19 protein-coding genes are annotated in these 22,695 nt (G+C 65.9%); 11 read left to right on the top strand and 8 right to left on the bottom strand.

The features are described from left to right. Window positions 1–1,560 (top strand): diguanylate cyclase (locus VEC01_RS11520; protein WP_324900966.1); only part of this gene is annotated, 1,560 nt, incomplete at its 5' end. A gap of 77 nt (window positions 1,561–1,637) precedes the next feature. After that, complete coding sequence (locus VEC01_RS11515; protein WP_324900965.1) at window positions 1,638–2,912, top strand: branched-chain amino acid ABC transporter substrate-binding protein; 1,275 nt, start codon at window positions 1,638–1,640, stop codon at window positions 2,910–2,912. Window positions 2,913–2,942: 30 nt separating this feature from the next. On the opposite strand, the gene VEC01_RS11510 is transcribed toward VEC01_RS11515, so the two are convergent. Beyond that, complete coding sequence (locus tag VEC01_RS11510; protein WP_324900964.1) at window positions 2,943–3,710, bottom strand: 4'-phosphopantetheinyl transferase family protein; 768 nt, start codon at window positions 3,708–3,710, stop codon at window positions 2,943–2,945. Between the two features lie 99 nt (window positions 3,711–3,809). Then, on the bottom strand, window positions 3,810–4,502 hold the full coding sequence (locus VEC01_RS11505) for a YitT family protein (protein ID WP_324900963.1): 693 nt from the start codon (window positions 4,500–4,502) through the stop codon (window positions 3,810–3,812). Window positions 4,503–4,783: 281 nt separating this feature from the next. On the opposite strand from VEC01_RS11505, the gene VEC01_RS11500 reads away from it, so the two are divergent. The 7 genes from VEC01_RS11500 to VEC01_RS11470 all read left to right on the top strand — a co-directional run bounded on the left by VEC01_RS11500 (window position 4,784) and on the right by VEC01_RS11470 (window position 11,765). Beyond that, window positions 4,784–6,037 (top strand): acyl-CoA dehydrogenase family protein, encoded by a 1,254-nt coding sequence (locus VEC01_RS11500; protein WP_324900962.1) that lies wholly within the window; start codon window positions 4,784–4,786, stop codon window positions 6,035–6,037. 78 nt (window positions 6,038–6,115) lie between these two features. Beyond that, a complete protein-coding gene (locus VEC01_RS11495) occupies window positions 6,116–7,336 on the top strand; it encodes an MFS transporter (protein WP_324900961.1) in 1,221 nt (406 codons plus the stop codon). Between the two features lie 34 nt (window positions 7,337–7,370). Then, entirely contained in the window at window positions 7,371–9,350 is a 1,980-nt protein-coding gene (locus tag VEC01_RS11490) for an acetoacetate--CoA ligase (protein ID WP_324900960.1), read from the top strand. Then, on the top strand, window positions 9,347–9,592 hold the full coding sequence (locus tag VEC01_RS11485; RefSeq protein ID WP_324900959.1) for a hypothetical protein: 246 nt from the start codon (window positions 9,347–9,349) through the stop codon (window positions 9,590–9,592). The genes VEC01_RS11490 and VEC01_RS11485 overlap by 4 nt, the downstream gene beginning before the upstream one ends. Window positions 9,593–9,954: 362 nt before the next feature. Next, window positions 9,955–10,353, top strand: a complete 399-nt coding sequence (locus VEC01_RS11480) for a bacteriohemerythrin (protein ID WP_324900958.1) — start codon at window positions 9,955–9,957, stop codon at window positions 10,351–10,353. A gap of 282 nt (window positions 10,354–10,635) precedes the next feature. Next, window positions 10,636–11,109, top strand: coding sequence for a disulfide bond formation protein B (locus VEC01_RS11475; RefSeq protein WP_324900957.1), 474 nt, complete (start codon window positions 10,636–10,638; stop codon window positions 11,107–11,109). Next, entirely contained in the window at window positions 11,106–11,765 is a 660-nt protein-coding gene (locus VEC01_RS11470; RefSeq protein ID WP_324900956.1) for a DsbA family protein, read from the top strand. The genes VEC01_RS11475 and VEC01_RS11470 overlap by 4 nt, the downstream gene beginning before the upstream one ends. A gap of 16 nt (window positions 11,766–11,781) precedes the next feature. Here VEC01_RS11470 and VEC01_RS11465 read toward each other — a convergent pair whose 3' ends face one another. The 6 genes from VEC01_RS11465 to VEC01_RS11440 all read right to left on the bottom strand — a co-directional run bounded on the left by VEC01_RS11465 (window position 11,782) and on the right by VEC01_RS11440 (window position 17,921). After that, window positions 11,782–12,855 (bottom strand): acyltransferase family protein, encoded by a 1,074-nt coding sequence (locus VEC01_RS11465; protein ID WP_324900955.1) that lies wholly within the window; start codon window positions 12,853–12,855, stop codon window positions 11,782–11,784. 83 nt (window positions 12,856–12,938) lie between these two features. After that, on the bottom strand, window positions 12,939–13,805 hold the full coding sequence (locus VEC01_RS11460) for a YihY/virulence factor BrkB family protein (protein WP_324900954.1): 867 nt from the start codon (window positions 13,803–13,805) through the stop codon (window positions 12,939–12,941). A gap of 112 nt (window positions 13,806–13,917) precedes the next feature. Next, window positions 13,918–14,529, bottom strand: coding sequence for a hemerythrin domain-containing protein (locus tag VEC01_RS11455; RefSeq protein ID WP_324900953.1), 612 nt, complete (start codon window positions 14,527–14,529; stop codon window positions 13,918–13,920). Between the two features lie 67 nt (window positions 14,530–14,596). Beyond that, window positions 14,597–15,517 carry an aldo/keto reductase gene (locus VEC01_RS11450; protein ID WP_414691445.1) on the bottom strand — a complete coding sequence of 307 codons (921 nt, stop codon included), beginning with the start codon at window positions 15,515–15,517 and terminating at the stop codon, window positions 14,597–14,599. After that, window positions 15,504–16,736: an MFS transporter gene (locus VEC01_RS11445; RefSeq protein ID WP_324900951.1), complete on the bottom strand. Its 1,233-nt coding sequence runs from the start codon at window positions 16,734–16,736 to the stop codon at window positions 15,504–15,506. Before VEC01_RS11445 ends, VEC01_RS11450 begins: the two co-directional genes overlap by 14 nt. A gap of 6 nt (window positions 16,737–16,742) precedes the next feature. Beyond that, window positions 16,743–17,921, bottom strand: a complete 1,179-nt coding sequence (locus VEC01_RS11440) for a CBS domain-containing protein (RefSeq protein WP_324900950.1) — start codon at window positions 17,919–17,921, stop codon at window positions 16,743–16,745. A gap of 519 nt (window positions 17,922–18,440) precedes the next feature. Between VEC01_RS11440 and VEC01_RS11435 the strand changes: the two genes are divergently transcribed. Together VEC01_RS11435 and VEC01_RS11430 are read left to right on the top strand one after the other, a co-directional pair. After that, entirely contained in the window at window positions 18,441–20,918 is a 2,478-nt protein-coding gene (locus VEC01_RS11435) for a penicillin-binding protein 1A (RefSeq protein WP_414691444.1), read from the top strand. A gap of 106 nt (window positions 20,919–21,024) precedes the next feature. Next, window positions 21,025–22,662, top strand: coding sequence for an acyl-CoA synthetase (locus VEC01_RS11430; protein ID WP_324900948.1), 1,638 nt, complete (start codon window positions 21,025–21,027; stop codon window positions 22,660–22,662). The last annotated feature ends 33 nt before the right edge of the window (window positions 22,663–22,695 follow it).

The following is a 22,695-nucleotide window of genomic DNA, read 5'->3' as shown; positions in this document are numbered from 1 at the left end:
TACGCAATCCTGCTGCTGACGCTGGCCGGCATGATGGTGTTTGTGCTGCGCACGCGCAAGACCTATGCAGGGTTCACGCACTGGACCACTTTCAATGCCTTGCTTGCGGCGGGCGCGCTGCTGCTGATCCTGCGCGCCGTGCTGCCCGGATGGCTGGGCATCGGGGTGGGCAACTACCTGGTGCTGCTGGCGCTGGCGCTGTTTTACGACGGGCTGACGCTGTTCCATGGCAGGAAGCTGAGCTGGCGCCGGAACGGCACGGTACATGTCGCAGCCGTCGCCTGCGCGCTGATGCTGCTTTATTTCCTGTATGCGGATCCGAACCGGAACGCCCGCATCATCTGTGTGAACCTGTTTCGTGCCGCGCTCATGTTTGCCTTGCTCGCAAACATCATGAGACACGGGCACAACCCGGTCTACAAGCTGCTGGCGGCGGTCGTTATCGGTTCATTGGGGATGGCCGGTTTCCGCATCCTTCATGCGCTGACGTCGGAGCCGCTCACCGACCTGTTCCTGGAAGACATGATGGTGCGCCTGCAACTGCTCGTGGACGCCGCGCTCTCCTTCTTCGCCACCTTCTGCGTGATCCTGCTGACGCAGATGCGGCTCGAGGAAGAGCTGCAGGACGCGCGCCAAAGCGCGGAACGGGCATCGCGCACCGACAGCCTGACCGGCCTGTGGAACCGCTATCACTTCGAGGGCGAGGCGCGGCGCGAGATGGAACGCGCAAAGCGCTACGGCCACCCGTGCAGCGTGTTCCTGTTCGACATCGACCATTTCAAGCAGGTCAACGATAACTACGGACACCTGGTCGGCGACCAGGTGCTCAGGGAACTGGCCGGCCGCACCCGGGAAGCGATGCGCGCTTCCGACCTGGTCTGCCGCTGGGGCGGCGAGGAATTCATCGTGCTGCTGCCAGCCGGAGTCGATGCGGCGATGGCGGCGGCCGAAAAGCTGCGGCGCGAGGTTGCGGAAACGCCGTTCACCACCGTCGGAACCGTTACCATCAGCGTCGGCGCGGCGCAGCTGCAGCAGCAGGACGACCTGGCGTCGTGGACGCTGCGCGCGGACCAGGCGCTCTACCGCGCCAAGGCGAGGGGGCGCAATCGGGTGGAGCGGGAAGCCGGCAGCGACAACCGGGTCTCGCCGCTGTCCCTGCAATGGAATGCCGGGTTCTCCTCCGGCGATCCGGTCATCGACAGCCAGCACAAGGCCTTGTTCGAGAAGGCGAACCTGCTGCTGGAGCGCTGCGCGGCGGAGGATCTGCCGGGCGTGCGGCAGCTGATGAAGGTGTTCCTGGAAGAGACGAACCGGCACTTCGCTTATGAAGAAGCGGTGCTGGCCACGATGGGCTATCCGCAGCTGGAAGCGCATCGCCGGGAGCACAACCGGTTGCGCGAGCGGGGGCGCAAGCTGCTTGCGGCGGCGTCGGGAAGCGGCGAGACCGGCGACATCCTGAGCGACTTGTCGGCCTTTGTCGTGCGCGAGCTCGCGCTCGGGCATATCGCCGAAGAGGATGTGCGTTACGTGGAAACGATACAGGGGCAGCGCGTAGCCTGAAGCCTGCCGGGCATTTGCCGCCGGTGCTCCGATCTCCGGTACACTTGCGCCTTCCCGATTTTTGCATTGCCCCAGCCATGATCCGCTTTTCCCATCGCCTTGTCCTGCTTGCAACCCTTGCCTGCGGCGCCGCCGCTACCGCCGCTGCCGCCGAGCCGATCCGGCTTGGCATGATCGAGGGCCTTTCCGGCTCCTTCGCCAATGCCGGCAACGCGGTCGTGCGCAATCTCCAGCTTGCGGTGGAAAACGTCAATGCGCGCGGCGGCGTAAGGCTGCCGGGCGGCGCGCGCCCGCTGGCGCTGGTCAGCTTCGACAACAAGCAGGGCATCGAGGAATCGCTGATCGGCCTGCGCCACATGACCGACCAGCGCATCGGCTTCGTGCTGCAGGGGAACAGCTCGGCGGTGGCGGCGGCGCTGATCGAGGGGATCGACAAGCACAATCAGCGCGTGCCCGACCGGCGGGTGCTGTTCCTGAACTATTCGGCGGTCGATCCCGCGCTGACCAATGACAAATGCAGCTTCTGGCATTTCCGCTTCGACGCCAACGCCGACATGCGCATGCATGCGCTGACCGAAGTCATCAAGGGCGATGCCAGCGCGAAGAAGGTCTACCTGATCGGGCAGGACTACAGTTTCGGCCAGCAGCTGGCGCGCGCGGCGCGCGCGCAGCTCGGAAAGAAGCGCCCGGACATCGGCATCGTCGGCGACGAGCTGCACCCGATCGGCAAGATCAAGGATTTCACGCCCTACATCGTGAAGATCAAGGCCAGCGGCGCCGATACCGTCATCACCGGCAACTGGGGCAACGACCTGACGCTGCTGGTCAAGGCGGCGCGCGAATCGGGCCTGAATGCGAAGTTCTACACCTTTTACGGCAATGGCCTGGGCGCGCCGGCGGCAATCGGCGAAGCCGGCGTCGGGCGGGTGCGGGCGGTGGCGGAGTGGCACCCGAATACCGGCCAGGGGAGCCTGAACCCGGCCAGCGATCTGTTCTACAAGGCTTTCCGCCAGCGCTATCCGGCGCCGGAGGACGACTATGTGCACCTGCGCATGCACTTGATGATCGACATGCTGGTGTCGGCGATCGAAAAGGCGAAGACGACGGAAGCGGCGGCTGTCGCGCGCGCGCTGGAGGGAGCCCGTTACAGGAATGCCTTCCACGAGGCGGAGATGCGCGCCGACGACCACCAGTTGCTGCAGCCCCTGTATGTGTCGGTGATGCGCAAGGTCGCCGACGGGTCGGTGCGCTTCGACAATGAAGGCAGCGGCTACGGTTTCAAGACGGAACGCTACCTGCCGCTGGCGGAGACGGCATTGCCGACCACCTGCAGGATGAAGCGGCCGGATTAAGCCGGTGCGCCCGGATACTCCGGCTGCCGCTCAGCTTACCTTCAGCCGCAGCACCGTGACCTGGTCGCAGCGTCCCTCGACCGCGAGCGCGCCGAAATACTCCTTCCCGACCGGCAGGTCGACCGTCGTCCAGTCTTCCCGCACCGATTTCGGCGGCGCCAGCCGCAGCCAGCCCGACGGCTTGGTGTCGCAATCCACCGCGTAGGCGCGCAAGGGCAGCGAAACACCCATGCCGGTCGCCTTGGATACGGCTTCCTTGCGGCTCCAGCAGCGCATCGTCGCGAGCTTCCCGTCCGGCAGGCGACGCAGCGCGGCGACTTCGTCCGGATGGAAGCCGGCGGCGATATCGTGGAATTCCTGCGGCGCGTTGGCCATTTCGATGTCGATGCCCACGCGCTGGTAGCGCGACAGGGCGACCCACACCTGGCTGCCGGCGTGGCTGACGTTGCAGCCGACCGAGCAGCCGGCCAGTTCCGGCTTGCCCCAGGTATTGCTGCGGATGACCTGCACCGGGTCCATGCCGCCGTAATGCACCGCGACCCGGCGCAGCAGGGTGCGGCCGAGCAGGTTGCGCAGGCTGTCTTCCGGACGGCTGAAGCGGGCCGCGCGCGCATGCTCGTCAGGCAGGGTGTTTTTCAGTGCGAAGTCGTGCAGCGCGGTCTGGTGCCGCCAGTCGAATGAGAGGCCGATGCAGATGGCGCCGGTTTGCGGCAGTTCGGGATGGCTGAAGTCGAGTGGCGCGTCGGCGCTGACCCGCAGATCGACCGGGGTATTCAGTAGGGGCGTAACAACGGGCATCGTTTTCTGGGATTCTCAATGTTACCGAGGGTTAATCATACGGCAGAACCAGCCCTCTTCGCACCGCTTTCCGTCAAGCATCGATGGTGCGCTGCCGCATCAAATCGCCATGTAGCGTCCCGGCTTGTGGTTGATCGCCAGCGCGAGGTTCATGACGGCGGCGCCGACCAGCGATACCAGCACCGACGTGAGCGAGATCATCGGCACCGACAGCAGCATGATCGCCGCATCGAGTCCGAGCTGCACCAGGCCGGCGCGCAACCCGTAGCGCTCCTGCAGGTACAGCACCAGCACGTTGACGCCGCCGAGGCTGGCGCGGTGGCGGAACAAGGCCAAAAGGCCGATGCCGCACAGGAGTCCTCCCATGATCCCGCCGTACAGCGGGTGCAGGCCGGACAGGGTCACGACGTTGGGCAGCATTTCCGAGAACGCCGACAGCAGGAAGACGGCGGCGAAGGTCTTGAGCGTGAATTTCCAGCCCATCTTTTTGACGGCCAGGAAGTAGAAGGGCAGGTTGATCGCGAAGAACAGCTTGCCGAAGCTGATGCCGCTCATGTAGTGCAGCAAAAAGGCGATGCCGACGGTGCCGCCGGTGATCAGTTGCGCCTTGCCCAGCAGCGCCACGCCGAGCGAGACCAGCAGCGTGCCGGTCAGGAGCGCCTGCACGTCCTCATAGAAGGTGTGACGCTGCAGCAGCGGGGTGCCGGCGCTTTGTTTTTCGTTGTCCATGCGCACAGGCAGGGCCTGCGCGGCGGCGCCGGGTAGGGCGCCCGTTGCGGGTCGATTGTTCATTCGTCAATCCGGATCGAAGCATCCGTCGGTCTCTTGAACCGGGATGGAGGGGTTGAAATCGGGGCAAGCTTAAATCAAGCGGGCGCCGGATTTTATTGACCTGAATCAAGGATTTCGAAGCGCGAAAACGCCGCTTCGCATGCAGCGGATTTATAACTTCGGATGAGAAGCATTCATTTGAATGATTGTTTGGGTGCACTTAAGATTTGCCGCAGATTGAACGGCCCGCGCGAAAGCGCGCCGACAATCCGTTGAATCTGCATTTTTGAAGAAAGAAGCTTATGGATTTCGCGTCTGCGCCGCGCGTGCAGCAGCTCAAGCGGCAGCTGCAGGACTTCATGGATAACTACGTGGTGCCCAACCTGCCGCTGTGGCGCAAGGAAGTCGGCGAGGATGGGCTGCAGCATCCGCAATGCATGGAAGACCTGAAGGCGCTGGCGAAGTCGGAGGGGCTGTGGAACCTGTTCCTGCCCGCGCTCGCCAAAGCGCACGGCAGCCCCGTGCTGTCGAACCTGGAATATGCGCCGCTGGCGGAAATCATGGGGCGCGTGAACTGGGCGGCGGAAGTGTTCAACTGCAGCGCGCCGGACGCCGGCAACATGGAGGTGCTGCACATGTTCGGCAGCGCCGCGCAGCGCGAACGCTGGCTCGCGCCGCTCGCCGACGGCAGCATCCGTTCCTGCTTCGCGATGAGCGAGCCCGATGTCGCCTCCTCGGATGCGACCAACATCCAGATCTCGATCCGGCGCGAGGGCGGCGAGTACGTGATCAACGGACGCAAGTGGTTCATCTCCGGCGCCGCGCATCCGCTGTGCCGCGTGGCAATCGTGATGGGCGTGACCGATCCCGGCGCGGAAGCGCACCGGCGCCAGAGCATGGTCATCGTGCCCTTCGGCACGCCGGGCTTCAAGGTGGTGCGCAACATTCCGGTGATGAGCCATAACTTCCCCGGCGGCCACTGCGAACTGGTGTTGCGCGATGTGCGCGTGCCTTGCGCGAACCTCATCCACGAGGAAGGCGCGGGCTTTGCGATCGCGCAGGCGCGCCTCGGCCCGGGGCGCATCCACCACTGCATGCGCTCCATCGGGCAGGCGGAGCTGGCGCTGGAGCTGATGTGCGAACGCGCGGCCGAACGCCGCGCCTTCGGCCGCTACCTGCACCAGCATGCGAATATTGCCGAGTGGATCGCCCTGTCGCGCATGGAGATCGAGCAGGCGCGGCTGCTGGTGCTGAAGGCGGCCTGGATGATCGACCAGCACGGCGCAAAAGCCGCGGCGCGCGAGATTGCGATGATCAAGGCGATCGTGCCGCGCCTGCAGACCACGGTGTGCGACCGCGCGATGCAGGTCTTCGGCGCGATGGGGCTCTCCCCGGACACGCCGCTGGCGGAGCTGTGGACCTGGGGCAGGGTGCTGCGCATCGCCGACGGGCCGGACGAAGTGCACCTGCGCAGCGTGGCGCGCCAGGAAATGGAGGCGGCGGCGGAACGGCGCGGCGCGACCTTGCCCTACCTGAATGCGCCGCAATTCATGTGATTGTCATCCCGGCTAGAATGGAGCATCGATGCGAAGCCGCTGCAGCCGCACCATTTGCCGCACCATTCCCCAGGATTCATGACGCTTTCCTCCCAGTCCCAGGCCGGCGGCCAGCCGGCCATTCCCGCGCTTGCCGTTCCCTTGCTGTCGCTGGCCGCGTTCGGCAGCGGGGTTTCCCTGCGCATGACCGACGCGATGCTGCCGCAGCTGGCGCGCGAATTCGGCGTCACCCTCGGCCAGGCGTCCAATGTGATCACCGTGTTCTCGGTTGCCTACGGCTTGTCGCAACTGTTTTTCGGGCCGCTCGGCGATCGCTACGGCAAGTATTTCGTGATCGCCTGCGCCACCATCGCCTGCGCGGCGACTGCCGCGTTTTGCGGGTTGGCGCCCGGCTTCGGCCCGTTGCTGATGGCGCGCCTGCTGGCCGGCGCCACCGCGGCGGCGATCATTCCGCTGTCGATGGCGTGGATCGGCGACGTGATTCCCTATCAGCAGCGGCAGCCGGTGCTGGCGCGCTTCCTGATCGGCCAGATCCTCGGCCTGGCCGCCGGCGTGCTGGCCGGCGGGCTGGCGGCGGACGCCGACAACTGGCGGCTGCCGTTCTTCCTGGTCGCAGCCGTGTTCGCCGCGGTCAGCGTCGCGCTGCTGGCGCTCAACCGCAGGCTGCCGCCTCATGCGCGCGTGCTGCATCGCGCCGAGGGCCGCGCGCTGCGCCGCATGGCAGGCGAGTTCCGCGTCATCCTCGGCTTGCCGTGGGCGCGCAAGGTGCTCCTGACGGTGTTCCTGGAAGGCGCCTTCCTGTACGGCGCGTTCGCCTTCATCGCGTCGCACATGCACCAGGCGTTCGCCATGTCGCTGACCTCGTCCGGCGCGCTGGTGATGCTGTTCGGGTTGGGCGGTTTCGTATTCGCGCTGGCGGCGGCGTCGCTGGTGCGGCGGCTGGGCGAGAGCGGGCTGTCGCTGTGGGGCGGCATCTTCGTTGCGCTGTCTCTGCTGGCGATCGGCGTCGCCCCTGCATGGTGGTGGGCGATCGGCGCCTGCTTCGGCGCTGGGCTCGGCTTCTACATGCTGCACAACACGCTGCAGATCAATGCCACGCAGATGGCGCCGGAGCGGCGCGGGGCTGCGGTGTCGGCCTTCGCTTCCTGTTTTTTTCTCGGCCAGTCGGTCGGGGTCGCGGTCGCGGGCGCGCTGGTCGGGCCGCTTGGTACGGAAAAGGTGATGGTCATCGGCGCGGCCGGCGTGCTCGCGGTGGCGGTCTGGTTCCAAAAGAGCCTGAAGCACAAGCCGGCCAGATAGGCAGCATCAACAAAACGACAACGGAGACAAACCCATGAGCGAGAACCTGCAGCCCCTCTGGGCACCGAGCGCGGAGCGCATCGACAACGCCCGCATCACCGACTATATGCGCTGGCTGGCGCGCGAGAAGGGCCTGGCGTTCCGGGACTACCAGGCGCTGTGGCAGTGGTCGGTGGACGCATTGCCGGATTTCTGGGAATCGATCTGGCAGTACTTCGACGTGCAGAGTTCCACGCCGTACACGCGGGTGCTGGACGCGGAAAGGATGCCGGGTGCGAAGTGGTTTGAAGGCAGCCGGCTCAACCTTGCCGAGCAGGTATTCCGCTTTCATCGTTCGCCGGGGGCGGGCGCACGCCCGGCAATCATCGGCAAGTCGGAGGCGCGGCCGACGGTGAGGCTGTCCTGGCAGGCGCTGCGGCAGCAGGTGGGCTCGGTCGCCAATGCCTTGCGGACGATGGGCGTGCAGCCTGGCGACCGGGTGGTGTCCTACATGCCGAACATCCCGGAAACCGCGGTCGCGTTCTACGCATGCGCGAGCATCGGCGCAATCTGGTCCTCCTGTTCGCCCGACATGGGAACGGCCAGCGTGGTCGACCGTTTCGGGCAGATCGCGCCGAAGGTGCTGCTGGCGGTGGACGGCTATCGCTACGGGGGCAAGGATTTCGACCGCATCGACGTGGTCCGCGCGCTGGTGCAGTCGCTGCCGTCGCTGGAACAGGTGGTGCTGCTGCCTTACCTGGACGGCGACGCGCGGCTGGAGAACGCGCGGCCCTGGCAGGAGCTGCTGGCGCATGACAGCACGCTGCGCTTCGAACAGCTGCCGTTCGACCATCCGCTCTGGGTGGTCTACTCCTCCGGCACCACCGGCATGCCGAAACCGATCGTGCACGGGCACGGCGGCGTGCTGATCGAGAGCCTGAAAGGACAGGGGCTGCATTCCGGCATCGGCGAGCAGGACCGCTACATGTGGTACTCGACGACCGGCTGGATCATGTGGAACTCGCAGGTGACCGGCCTGCTGCTGGGCGCCACCATCGCCGTCTACGACGGCAATCCCGGCTATCCCGACCTCGGCGTGCTGTGGCGCTTCGCCGAGGAGGCGGAGCTCACGGTGTTCGGCGCCGGCGCCGCCTATTTCGCCAGCTGCATGAAGGCCGGCATCGCGCCGCGCGCCGTCGCGCGCCTGGATGCGCTGCATACGATAGGCTCGACCGGTTCGCCGCTGCCGGCCGAAGCCTTCACCTGGATCTACGAGCAGCTCGGGCAGGATGTGCTGCTGGCGTCCATCAGCGGCGGCACCGACGTGGACGCCGCGTTCGTCGGCGCCTGTCCGATCCTGCCGCTGTACGCGGGGGAGATGCAGTGCCGCTGCCTCGGCATCGCGGTGCATGCGATGGACGAGAAGGGGCAGCCGCTGGTCGATGAGGTGGGCGAACTGGTGGTCACCAAGCCGATGCCCACGATGCCGCTCTATTTCTGGAACGATCCGCAGGGCCTGCGCTACCACGACAGCTATTTCGATACCTATCCCGGCTGGTGGCGGCATGGCGACTGGCTGCGCATCACGCCGCGCGGCGGCGCCATCATCTATGGCCGCTCTGACACCACCATCAACCGCCATGGCATCCGCATGGGCACCAGCGAGATCTACCGCGTGGTGGAAAACATGCCGGAGATCATGGACAGCCTGGTGGTCGACCTGGAATATCTCGGCCGCGAATCCTACATGCCGCTGTTCGTGGTGCTGCGCCCGGGCGTCGCGCTCGACGCGCCGCTATCGGCGCGCATCGCCGATGCGATCCGCAACGCACTGTCGGCGCGCCACGTGCCGAACGAGGTGTTCGCGGTCGACGAGATCCCGCGCACGCTGAGCGGCAAGAAGATGGAGCTGCCGGTCAAGAAACTTTTGCTGGGCATGCGGGTCGATGAAGTGGCGAACCCGGATGCGATGAGCAATCCCGGCAGCCTTGCCTATTTTGTCGACTTCGCGCGCAGGCGCACAGGACAGACATGACATCGGAACAGGACTGGCAGACGGAATACTACAAGGGCATGGATGTGCATGTGACCGCGCTGCCGCGCAGCGATACCTCGTGGGACTTCACGGTGAGGGTGACCCAGCCCGGGGAGGACTCGGCGTCGGAGGCGGAACTGGCCGCCGCGTCTGGTGACGACGGCGACTTCCCGTCGCGCGAGGCGGCGGTGGAAGCCGGCTTCGTCAAGGGCTACTCGATGGTGGATGCGCTGTTTCACTGACGCTCGCTGCACCGGGAAGTCGCAGCATCATGCCGTCCTCCCAAAAATGGCGGTTCGCGTTCCAGCTATCGGGAAGCGCTTGCTTCCCGCATCCGTGAATCCCGCTCTTCCATGCCCGTAAAATTGATTCAGGATAAGGAATTTTCACTATTTCCGGTGGGCACAATGCTTGCTTGATGCGCAACTCATCTTGATCTGGGATAGTTTGCACGGCATACCCTTTTCGAGACCCTCGGCCCAAACAATGCCGGAAGACGATTCGCCAGAAGGTGCATGGCGGGCATCGTCGACATCCGCGCCGACCCGAACCTCGGCCGACAGACCGCGCCATTGTTCAACGCTACTCAGGGAGAAAAAAAGAAATGACCTACCTCACGTGGTCCGACAGCCTCGCCGTGGGCAACAATTTCATCGACAACGATCACAAGAAGCTGATCGAGATGGTCAACCGCCTGCATGCTCTCATGCACGAAGGAAAAGGCAAGGAGGTGCTCGACAAGGTGCTGCACAACCTGGTCACGTATACCCAGGATCACTTCCGCCGCGAGGAAGACCTGATGCGCAGCCTCGGCTTCGCGGATTACCAGAGGCACAAGGATGAGCATGACAAGCTGCTCAAGCAGGTGCTCGACCTGCAGCAGAAGTTCGACAGCGGCGCCGCGACGCTGTCCATCCAGGTGTTGCACTTCCTGCGTGACTGGCTGATTCACCATATCGGGGAATCGGACCAGAAGCTGGCGGCCGCCGCGCGCGGGCGCTGATAAACGCTGAAAAGGCAGACTGCGGGCGGGGCAGGCAGCCCCGGTCCGCGGCGCAATGGCCGTACCTTACTGCCTGCTTCCGCCTCCCTGCGCCGCACGCTGCATTCCTCAGGAAAATATATGGAACCGGAACGTACAGCAGGCAACTAATATTTCCGAAGGCGAATACCACGCCTGCCGCACCGGGCGCGCGGGCGTGCCGCCGTGCTTTCATCGAAACAGCCGCGCCGGATGCCGGGGCGAGCCCGGGACGCAGGACGCAATGTGATATGAGGCGCAACAATGGGTAATGATTCAACAATGGCCGGCATGCGCGGCATCGGCGCCGGAGCGGGGCAGGGCGGCGCTGCATGGACTTGCGCGTTCGCCGCCTGGCTGGTGGCGGCGCTGTCGGTGCTCGGGGCGCTGTTTCTCGGCGAAGTGATGGGCTACGCGCCCTGCGTGTTGTGCTGGTACCAGCGTATCTTCATGTTCCCGCTGGTGTTTGTGCTGGCAGCCGGACTGTTCCCGCTCGATCCGCGGCTCGTGCGCTACGCCTTGCCGCTGGCGGCGGCGGGCTGGCTGGTGGCGCTGTTTCACACGCTGCTGGTCGCCGGCATCGTTCCGGAACGCGCCAGCCCCTGCAGCCAGGGCGTGCCGTGCTCCCAGGTGCAACTGGAGCTGTTCGGCTTCCTGACCATTCCGCTCATGTCGCTGGCGGCATTCTCGGTCATTAATATCCTTCTCATCGCAACCTACCTGAAGACCAGGCAATGAAACAGAAAACAATCTTTATCGCGGCGATCATCCTGCTGGGTGTTGCTTTCATCGGCGCGACCCAGTTCTACCGGAGCCACAAGGCGCAGCAGGCCGAACAGAGCGCCGCCCGGAACCGCGAGTCGCTGGTGCGGTTTCACTCGCCCACAATGGGCAGCGCTGACGCGCCGGTGCATATCGTCGAGTTCCTCGATCCGGCATGCGAAACCTGCGCCGCGTTCTATCCCCTGGTCAAGAAGCTGATGGCGGAAAACCCGGACAAGATCCGCCTGACGGTGCGATACGCGCCATTCCATCGCGGCTCCGACGAGGTGGTCAAGGCGCTGGAAGCCGCCCGCAAGCAAGGCAAGTACTGGCAGGCGCTGGAGGCGCTGCTGGCCGGCCAGGCGAGCTGGACGCTAAATCACACCGCGCGCGTGGAACTGGTGTGGCCGCTGCTGGTACGGGAAGGGCTGGACGTGGCGCGCATCAGGAACGACATGGGCTCGGCCGAGATCGCGCGCGCGATCGAACAGGACCTGGCGGACGGGCTGGCGCTGAACGTCACGAAGACGCCCGAGTATTTCGTGAACGGCCGCCCGCTGCCCCAATTCGGCTTTGACGAGCTGAAGGCGCTGGTCAGGGAAGAGCTGGCCAAGGCCGCCGCCGGCAACTGAGCGCGGCGCGCCGCTTTCACGTCGTCCGGACGCCTTGCGCCGGCCGCTTGCCGCGCGCGCTGTCGGCGAGCGCCGACAGCGGCACCTCGACCCAGCGGTGAAAGGCGGCGCCGGCGGCCAGGCTGGCCAGCCACGCGAGCAGCACGCCCGCCGCCTGCGCTTCCGGCTGCGCCGGCGCGAAGCGGGTGAAGGCGGCATTCACCACCAGGCTCACCGGGAAGTGCAGCAGGAAGACTGCATAGGAAATGCGGCCGAGGTAGGCGGCCAGCCGCGCATTCTGGCCGGGCAGGCGCACCAGCCCGCGGCACGCCAGCACCAGCAGCAGCGCGGTGCCCAAAGCGACGGCGATGCGGCTGCGGAATTCCAGTTCCAGCGCCAGGCCGCCCAGCAGCAGGATCGCGCCGGAGAGCACGACCGCGGCAAGCGGGCCGCGCTGACGGTCCGCCGCCCACCATGCGAGCGCGCCGAGGCCGTAGCTGCCGAAGAAATACGGGGCCCATGCGTCCCATGCCGGATCGAGATTGAAAACCAGGAGCGATGCGGCGCAGCAGCCCCCAACCAGCACCGGCGCCAGCCACCAGCTGTGCCGTCCGCGCCCGGCCAGCCAGAGCAGCAGGGTGAGCAGCGCGAACAGCTGGAAATCGATCGCCACATACCAGGCGCCGGCGGACAGCGATTCGTAGCCGAGGATGCTCTGCAACAGCAGCGCGTGGGCGGCGAACTGGGCCAGGGTGGGCGGGGCGGAGATCGAATCGTGGGTCATCCAGCGCGCGGCCAGCGCCGACGCCGCGACCGCGATGCAGATGGCGGCCATGTAGGGCGGCACCAGTTTCACGAAGCGGCGCCACACTGCGCGCAGCGGCTCGTCGACCGCCATGCCGGCCAGGGATCTGGCGGCGAGGAAGCCGCCCATCGTCAGGAAAGCGTGCACCGCGATGCGGGCGTGCTGCGAGAACCAGCCGACCACGTCCGGCATCAGCGGACGCAGGTAGTCGGTCATGGGGCCGTAGTAGGCCAGATGGTGCAATACGATCAGATTGCAGGCCACGGCCTTTAGCAGGTCAAGAATGCGGAAATGCGTGGTCGGCATGGCGGGGCGGGAATTGACGGTTTCTCAAAAACCCTGAATTCTCTCATGCCCGCCGGGCTTGCGGCTGACCGAACGCGGCGGCGTCAGGGCATGGCCTTTTCTCCGTGGCTCTTTCCTTCGGGTGAATAATGCTCGATGACCGCGTTGATTTCCGCGCCAAACAGCAGGACCGCCGCCGAGATGAAGAAATACAGCAGCAGGATGATGATCGCGCCGATGCTGCCGTAGGTGGCGTTGTAGTCCGCGAAATTGCTGACGTAATAGTTGAAGCCGAGCGAGGCCGCGATCCAGACGATCACCGCCAGCAGCGCGCCCGGCGTGATGAAGCTGAAATCCTGCTCGACGTCCGGGGCAACGTAATAGATGACCGCGACCGCCAGCGTCAGCAGCAGAAACGCCACCGGCCAGCGCAGCCATGCCCACAGCGTGACGAAGAACTGGCCGAAGCCGACCTGGTTCGCCAGCCATTCCATCGCCTGCGGTCCGACCGTGAGCAGCAGGCCGGCCGCAACCAGCATCGCGGCGATGCCGATGGTATATACGATGGACAGCGGATAGAGCTTCCATGCGGGCCGGCCTTCCTTCACGTCGTAGGCGACATTGAGGGCGTTCATCGTCGCGCGCACCGCCGATGACGCCGACCATAGCGCGATAATCACCCCGATCGACATCAGCCCGCCTTTTTGCTGCTGCAGGTCGCTGATGACCTTGTTCACCGGTTCCGCCGCCGCCGGCGGCAGCATGAGCTCGGCATGCTGGCGTACCCAGTCGAAAAAGCTGGACATGTTCAGGAAGCCGAGCAGCGCGATCAGGAAGATGATGAACGGAAACAGTGAAAAAAACACCTGGTACGCGAGCGCCGATGCATAAGTCGTCATGTCATCGTCCAGGAAATCCTTGACCGCGTCCTTGACCAGCTTGAACGGTTTCATTCCGTGCAAACCCATCATGTATATCCGCATTCGCCGTCTCCCATAATGAGCACATAGAAAGAAGCAGGGCGGAATGGATTCCGCCCCTGCTTCGATACCAGACGTGATGTTGCCAGGCTACCGGCGGGCATCAGTGGCTGCGCCCGTACCCCGGCCCCGAGAACGCCCGCTTTGCAAGATAAGTGCCAGCGATCACCGCGCCCGCCGCGACCAGCATGGAACTGGTCGGGAAGTTGCGCATGGTGTTCGCCGCGAGTTCGCCGGCGCGCGGGGCCATCAGCTGCATGCGGCGCTTGGTCATTTCCGCGCCGAGTTCGCCGAGACGGCCGGCAAGCATCTGTTCGGCTTCCGGCAGGAGTGTCGTTTCCTCGTCGGCGACGTGGTGCAGGACGTTGCGCATCAGCTCCATGAAGGTCTGGTCGTAGACCGGGTTGGTGGCGTCCATCGAACGCAGCAGCGCGATCAGGCGGCGCATTTCATTGTGTTCCGGCACGCTCTTCTCGACGACCGATTTTTCCGAGGACACCACCCGCATTGCCGGATAAAAGATTTCCTCCTCGAGCTGCGCATGGATTTCCAATGCGAGGCAGACGGTGTTCACCAGCGCCTTCTTGGTTTGCGGATTGCTGTCGATCTCGTACTGATGGAAAGTTTCCAGCACCGCGGTGTGGTCCATGCGGATCATGTTGGTGATTGTGGGCGTCAGGGTGTTGGTCAGGGTATTCCTGATGGAATTCATCATGGCATCCTCCTTTGTTGGCGGTTGGCGCTTCGGACGAATGCACCATCGAGCAAACACCGTACCCGCTTTACCCGCCGGTTGCGGCCGCGGCAATCTGGGCGCGCTGTTTCTCGTCGGGCAGGCGCCCGCGCCCGGCCTGCATGTTGTCGCGCAGATGGGCGACCTTCGACGTTGCAGGGATCGCGCAGGTGACGGCGGGATGGGCAATCACGAACTTCAGCAGCAGTTGCGCCCAGCTCGTGCAGTCGATCTCCGCCGCCCAATCCGGCAGCGGCCGGTTTCGCAGGCGGCGCACCAGGTCGCCGCCGCCGAACGGGCGGTTGACGATCACGGCAACGCCCCGGTCCTGCGCCAGCGGCAGCAGCCGGCGTGCCGCCTCTGGCTCGGCGGCGGAGTAATTGATCTGCACGAAGTCGACCGCCTCGGACGCCAGCACGCGCGCCACGTCGTCGTGGCTGCCGGCGGTGTAATGGGTGATGCCGATATGGCGCACCGTGCCGGCGCGTTTCCATTCGCGCAGCGTGGCCAGGTGTGTCTTCACGTCCACCAGGTTGTGCACCTGCATCAGGTCGATCGGCCTGGCTCCCAGCTTGCGCATCGAATCCTCCATCTGCCGGATGCCGGCGCTGCGGCCCTGCGTCCAGACCTTGGTGGCGACGAACAGCTTGCCGCGCAGGCCGAGCGCCTGCGCCAGTTCGCCCACAACTTCCTCCGAACGGCCGTACATCGGGGAGGAATCGATCAGGCGTCCGCCCAGGGCCGCGAATTCGGCCAGGACTTCTTCCAGCGGTGCGCGTTCGGCGCGCCCCGGGCCGACATCGAAGGTCTGCCAGGTGCCCAGGCCGATTGCCGGCAGCATTTCGCCGGAGGCGGGGATGCGCCGGCTGATCAAGACCGCCGGCGTTGCTGCGGCCGGCGCGGCCGGCAGCGCATAGGCGCGGCAGAAGGCGGCGGCCGCGAGCAGTCCCAGCGCTTCACGTCGATTGATTCCTGTCATGTCTTGCTCCCAGTCTGCGGGCGGTTGCGACCCAGGCCAGTGCGGCGGGCAGCGCAGCGAAGAACACCGCGTCCAGGCCGGCGCTGCGCAGCGCAGCGATTCCCCAGGCGCTTGCCGCATCGCCGCCGCGGTATACCGCGGTGTCGATGAAATTCTTCGCCTTGTAGCGGCTTTCCGCATCCAGGCCGGTATAGATCATTTCGCGCCCGGGTTTGCCGAGCGCATACTCGCCGGCACGATGCGCAACCTGCAGGCAGGCGATGACGGCGATGGCGGGCCAGATGCCCAGCAGCACCAGGCCGGCGCCCACCAGCAGCGGCACCAGCGGCAACGCGATCCGCAGCCCGAAGCGCACCACCAGGCGGCGCGTGCCGAGCAGTTGCAAGCCGAGCGCCAGCAGGTTGACGGCGAGATCGACGCTTGCGAAGAACCGGGTACGGTCGCCGGCCGCCCCGAAAGCGGCGCCGACCGCGCGCACCATTTCCATGTACAGGGTCGTCGATACCGCGGTATAGCAAAGCACCAGCAGCGCCAGCGCGCGCAGGTCGGGCATGCCGGCAACCAGCGGGATGCCGGCGACGATGGAGCCGCCGACCGGGCGCGCGGATTGATCGGCGGCACGCCCATGCGCGCGCAACGGCAGCAGGCAGGCCATCGCCAGCACCAGCAGCGCTGTCGACAAGGCAATCAGCCCCGCGGCGGACAGCTGGCGCGCAAGCAGGGCCGTGGTCGCCGGGCCGGCGAGTGCGCCGCAGGTGCCGCCGGCGGCGATGTAGCCGTACAGCCGGTGCGACTCCTCCGAAGTGAAGCAATCCCCCATGCGGCTCCAGAACAGCGACACGATGAACAGGTTGAAGACGCTCAGCCAGACGAAGAAGGCGGCCGCCGCGGCCGGGGTGGCGCCGCCCGAAAATACAGCTTGGAAGCCGGCCAGGTTGACCGCAAGGAATCCATACACCAGCGGCAGCACGCGTCTGCGCGGCAGCGTGCGCACCGCCCATCCGAACAGCGGCACGACCAGCAGCGTGAAGAGGAAGGTCGCGGTGAACAGCCACTGCAGTTTCCCGGTGCCGAAGCGTACCGCCATCTCGTCGCGCACCGGGCGCAGGATGTAATAGCTGCACAGCAGCAGGAAAAAGCCGGCAAAGGCGCAGGCGACGCGCGGCAGGTCACCCGGGACCATCGCCGCGCGGGCCGCATCCTGCTTCATGCGCACTCAGAAGCGTCCGTCGGCCTGGTCCGACGGCGGCCGGCGCAGGCGGACTTCCTCGCCGCCCTGGCGCTCGGGGGCCGACGGTGTCGAAATCTCTTCCAGCGTGGCGTCGGTGTCCGCATCATGGCGGGCGGCGATGTCGCCGAGCGCCACCATGCCCACCAGGTCCTTGTCGCGGCTCATGACCGGGATGCGGCGCACCTGGGCGTCGCCCATGTGCTGCAGCACTTCGCCGACCGTCTGGTCTTCGTAGCACCACAATACCTCGTCGCTCATCGCGTCCTGGACGCTGGCCTGGTCCGGCGCCTGGCCCGCGGCGCTGGCCCGAATCGTGATGTCGCGGTCGGTAATCATGCCGACCAGTTTCTGGCCGTTGCAAACAGGCAGCGCACCGACGTTCAGGTCCTTCATCAGCTGGGCGGCGCGCTGCAGCGTGTCCTGCGGCGATACGACAACGGGGTCGCGGGTCATGATCTCGGCAATCGTTTGCATGCTGGGCTCCTTTACGGCTGCGGTGGTGGCGGCTTCGGACCAGGCGTCGTGCAGCAGGCGCACGACCTCGTCGTCGCCGGTCTGATCGAAGTCGGCGTAATACAGGCTGACGGCGCGAAAGCCCGGCGGCGAGAACAGGCAGACGCCGTCGTCGGCCAGCTCCCGCAGGGCCGCCACGGTGTCTGGCGGCGCGACCGGCACGGCGAACACCAGGCGCGCGGGCCTGGCGGCGGCGACCGCCTGCAGCGCGGCTTTCATGGTGCCGCCGGTGGCAACGCCGTCATCGACCAGGATCACGGTGCGGCCGCGCAGCGCGAGCGGTTCCCGGTCGCCCCGGTAGCGCTGCCGGCGGCGCGCGATTTCCTCGACCTGACGCCGCTGCTCCGCCGCGAGGTAATCTTCCGAAGGCCGCACCTGTTCGACCGTTTCCGGATTGAGCACGCTGTGCGACTCCTGGCCTTCGGCGACCGCGCCGAGGCCGAGTTCGGGATACTGCGGGGCGCCGATCTTCCGTACCAGGAAGACGTCGAGCGGTGCTTTCAGCGCGCGCGCGACTTCGTAAGCGACCGGGACGCCGCCGCGTGGCAAGGCGAGCACCAGCGGCGCGGATTGCGCAAGATGGGCCAGGGCGGCGGCGAGCTGCCGACCTGCATCGCGGCGGTCGCGAAACGGCGGGCGGGTGGAAAACATGTTGTCAGCCTTTGGACCAAGAGCCGCAGCAAAATGCCTGCCATGGAAATACCCGCGCAAATCGCCCTCGGTGCAGGCGGCAATGCGGCGTCTTTACACCGGGGCTGTACAAATTACATGTTCCTTTTTCATCCCGGCGCGCGGAACGCAAGGGGAGGACGGCACCCCAACCACCTCCTCATCGGGCACTGGAAAGGAGCCAACACCGGACCAGCTCGGAGAACGGTTTTCCCAGTGGAACAATGCGTCGACACCCCCGGGCAGATGTGCGGAGTGCGTCGCGACATCCGGACCGCCCGCGCGGCTGCCTGAGCGAACCCGGCGGAAGATCAGATCCGCCAATGTGTGACCAGGCTGGAAAAATCGGCGACCGCGCTGCCATCCTGCGCGCCGGGCGCTTATGTCGACGAGCAAGTCCGGGACGCCATGCGCCAGGGCACAAGGCGATTTCCTTCCTGAAGCAGCAACGCCACTGAACCGCCGTCAGCGGCAGCCATCCTTTTCCCTGTTCTTCCCGGCATGGTAGCGCGGGGGCCGTGTTACATCTGCTTACGGCCCCGGCGGCACAATGCCTGTTACAGTTGCGTTTTACATATGGAACAAGGAGCGCGCGCAGTGGCACGGAAACCGTCGGGCAGATCGAAGTCGTCGGGCTGGACCTGGAAGGGCCGGCTGCTGCAGCTGATCCTGGCGCTGGCCGGGCTGGCGGCGGCGGGCGGGGCGCTGCTGGCCGCGTACGTTTTCCTGATCGTGCTGCCGAACCTGCCGGCGCTCGATGCGCTGACCGATTACCAGCCCAAGATCCCGCTGCGCGTCTATACCGCCGACCAGGTACTGATCGGCGAATTCGGCGAAGAGCGGCGCGATTTCGTCCCGATCGGCGACATGCCGGAGGTGATGAAGGATGCGGTGCTGGCGATCGAGGATGCGGAGTTCTACCAGCACGGCGGCGTGAACTACAAGGGCATCGTGCGCGCGGTGCTGATGAATATCGGGAACAGCCGCTCGCAGGGCGCGTCCACCATCACGATGCAGGTCGCGCGCAACTTCTACCTGAGCCGCAAGAAGGAATACTCGCGCAAGATCCAGGAAATCGCGCTGTCGTACAAGATCGAGGAAGCGCTGTCCAAGGACCAGATCCTCGAGCTGTACATGAACCAGATCTACCTCGGCGAGCGCGCCTACGGCTTTGGCAGTGCCGCCCGCATCTACTTCGGCAAGACGGTGCAGGAACTGACCATCGCGGAAGCGGCGATGCTCGCCGGCCTGCCCAAGGCGCCGTCCACCGCCAATCCGGTCGTCAATCCGACCCGCGCGAAGCAGCGCCAGCAGTACATCCTGACGCGCATGCGCGAGCTCGGCCATATCACGCCGGCGCAGTACGAGCAGGCGGCGAAGGAAAAGCTGCAGGTGCGCAGCAAGGGCTACCAGATGCAGACCCATGCGGAATACGCGGCAGAGATCGTGCGCCAGTACATGCATGAAAAATACAAGGACGAGATCTACACCCGCGGCTACACCGTCTACACCACGCTCAACAGCGCCGACCAGAACGCGGCGTACGAAGCGCTGCGGCGCGGCGTGCTGGAGTACGACCGCCGGCACGGCTACCGCGGCCCGGAAGCCTTCGTCGAGCTGCCGAAGGATGACGAAGACCGCGCGCAGGCGATCGACGACATCCTCGCCAGGCACCCCGACAGCGACGACCTGCGGGCAGGCGTGGTGCTGTCGGCGACGTCGAAGCTGGTGCGCGCCGAACTCGGGTCGGGCGAGGTGGCCGAGGTCAGCGGCGAGGGATTGCGCTTCGCGGCGGCGGCGCTGTCCGGCAAGGGCAAGAACAGGATCCGCCCGGGCTCGGTGATCCGCGTCACGCGCGACGCGAAGAAGCGCTGGGCGATCGCGCAGCTGCCGGAGGTATCGGCCGCCTTCGTTGCGCTGAATGCGAACGACGGTTCCTTCCGCGCGCTGGTCGGCGGCTTCGACTTCAACCTGAACCAGTTCGACCATGTGACGCAGGCCTGGCGCCAGCCCGGCTCCAGCATCAAGCCCTTCATCTATTCGGCGGCCCTGGAAAAGGGTTTCTTCCCCGGCACCCTGGTCCAGGATGCGCCGCTGTCGCTGACGTCCGCCGAAACCGGCGGGCCGGCCTGGGACCCGCAGAACGATGACGGCAATTATGACGGCCCGGTCACGATGCGCACCGGCCTGAAGCGTTCGAAGAACATGGTGTCGATCCGCCTGCTGCAGGCGATCACGCCCGGCTATGCGCAGGAATACCTGGGCCGCTTCGGCTTTGACCCCGGCAGGCATCCCGCCAACCTGACGATGACGCTCGGCACCGGCGCGGTGACGCCGGTGCAGATGGCCGGCGCCTACGCGGTGTTCGCCAACGGCGGCTACCACGTCGCGCCCTACCTGGTGCAGAAGGTGGTGGATGCGCGCGGCAATGTGCTGACCGAGGTGACGCCGCAAATTGCGGGCGAGGAAAACAACCGGGTTCTCGACGCGCGCAATGCGTTCATCATGGACAGCATGCTGCGCGACGTGGTCAGTTCCGGCACCGGTTTCGCCGCCAGCCAGAAGCTGGGCCGCCGCGACCTGGCGGGCAAGACCGGCACCACCAACGATGCGGTGGACGGCTGGTTCGCGGGCTATGGCGGCGATGTCGTGGCGGTCGCCTGGATGGGTTATGACCAGCCGCGCTCGCTTGGCGGGCGGGAATTCGGTGCGACGGTCGCGCTGCCGATCTGGACCGACTACATGCGTACCGCGCTGCGCGGCCGCGGCCCGGTGCAGCGCGCCGTCCCGCCGGGACTGGTGCAGGTCGACGGCGAGTGGATGTATGAGGAATTCGCCGCCAACAACGCGGTGCACACGCTTGGCGGCGACGCAATCGGCAATTTCTGGGACCGCCTGTTCGGCGGCCGTCCGGCGGCGCCTCCGCCCGCGCAGGGCGACAAGCGCCAGGAGGACATGAGCTATCGCGGCGGCGGCTGAGATTTGCGCCGGATCAAGCGTTTATACGATTGTCGGCGACATGACAGCGGGACGGGCGTCTTCCTCTTTAAAGTAGCGCAACTGAAGCGCAACACTGGAGAATGCGATGCCGAACATCTACGAATCCGGCCTGGACCGCAACCCGGCCAACCATGTGGCGCTGTCGCCGCTGAGTCTCATCGAGCGCGCCGCCGCCGTCTATCCGGACCGGCTGGCGGTGGTCCACGGCGCCATCCGCCGCAGCTGGGCCGACACCTACGCGCGCTGCCGCCGGCTGGCCTCGGCGCTGGCGCGCAGCGGCATCGGCAGCGGCGACACGGTGGCGGTGATGCTGCCCAACACCCCGCCGATGGTCGAAGCGCATTTCGGCATCCCGATGAGCGGCGCCGTGCTCAATACCCTCAACACCCGGCTCGACGCCGAATCGATCGCATTCATGCTCGACCATGGCGAAGCGAAGGCGGTCATCGTCGACCGCGAATTTTCCGCCGTCATGGAAAAGGCGCTGGCGCTGTCGGTGCGCAAGCCGCTGGTGATCGATGCCGACGACGAGATGTACGACGGCCCGGGCGAGCGCATCGGCACCATCGAATACGAATCCTTCCTGGCCACCGGCGACAGCAACCATGACTGGCAGCTGCCGGCCGATGAGTGGCAGGCGATCTGCCTGAACTACACCTCCGGCACCACCGGCAATCCGAAGGGCGTGGTCTACCACCACCGCGGCGCCATGCTCAATGCGGTGTCCAATGTGCTGGAATGGGACATGGAAAAGCATCCGGTCTACCTGTGGACGCTGCCGATGTTCCACTGCAACGGCTGGTGCTTCCCGTGGACGATTGCCGCCCGCGCCGGCGTCAATATCTGCCTGCGCCGGGTGGAGGCGGCCGCGATCCTGGGATTGATCCGCGAGCACAAGGTCACGCATTACTGCGGCGCGCCGATCGTGCACAGCCTGCTGCTGGCCGCGCCCGACGCGCTCAAGGAAGGCATCGGTCACCGGGTCAAGGCGATGGTGGCGGGGGCGGCGCCGCCGGCGGCGATGATCGAAGGCATGGAGAAAATGGGGTTCGACCTGACCCATGTGTACGGGCTGACCGAGGTGTACGGGCCGGCGGCGGTATGCGTCAAGCACGAGGCGTGGGACGCGCTGGACATCGGCGAGCGGGCCCGGCTGAATGCACGGCAGGGAGTGCGCTACCACCTGCAGCAGGGCGTGACGGTGATGGATCCGCAGACGATGCAGCCGGTGCCGGCCGACGGCGAGACCATGGGCGAGATCATGTTCCGCGGCAACATCACGATGAAAGGCTACCTGAAGAACGAGAAGGCGACGGCGGAAGCGTTTGCCGGTGGCTGGTTCCATACCGGCGACCTGGCGGTGCAGAATCCGGACGGGTATGTGAAGATCAAGGACCGGAGCAAGGACATCATCATTTCGGGCGGCGAGAACATCTCGAGCATCGAGGTGGAGGATGTGCTGTACCGGCATCCGGCGATCATGGCGGCGGCGGTGGTGGCCAAGCCGGACCCGAAATGGGGCGAGACGCCGTGCGCATTCGTGGAAATCAAGCCCGGGGCGCAGGTGACGGCGGAAGACATCATTGCGCACTGCAAGCAGCACCTGGCCGGCTTCAAGGTGCCGCGGACGGTGGTGTTTGCCGAAGTGCCGAAGACATCGACCGGCAAGATCCAGAAGTTCGCGCTCAGGCAGCAGGTGAAGTCGGCAGATGCGCTGAAGTAGGCCACGGGCAGCCGTGCAGGAGCTGCCCGCAAA

The sequence above is a fragment of the Noviherbaspirillum sp. genome (genome assembly GCF_035627455.1).
In the GTDB taxonomy this organism is placed as follows: domain Bacteria; phylum Pseudomonadota; class Gammaproteobacteria; order Burkholderiales; family Burkholderiaceae_D; genus Noviherbaspirillum.
Note: the sequence above shows the minus strand (reverse complement) of the source record. Positions and strands in the feature narration are given on the sequence as shown.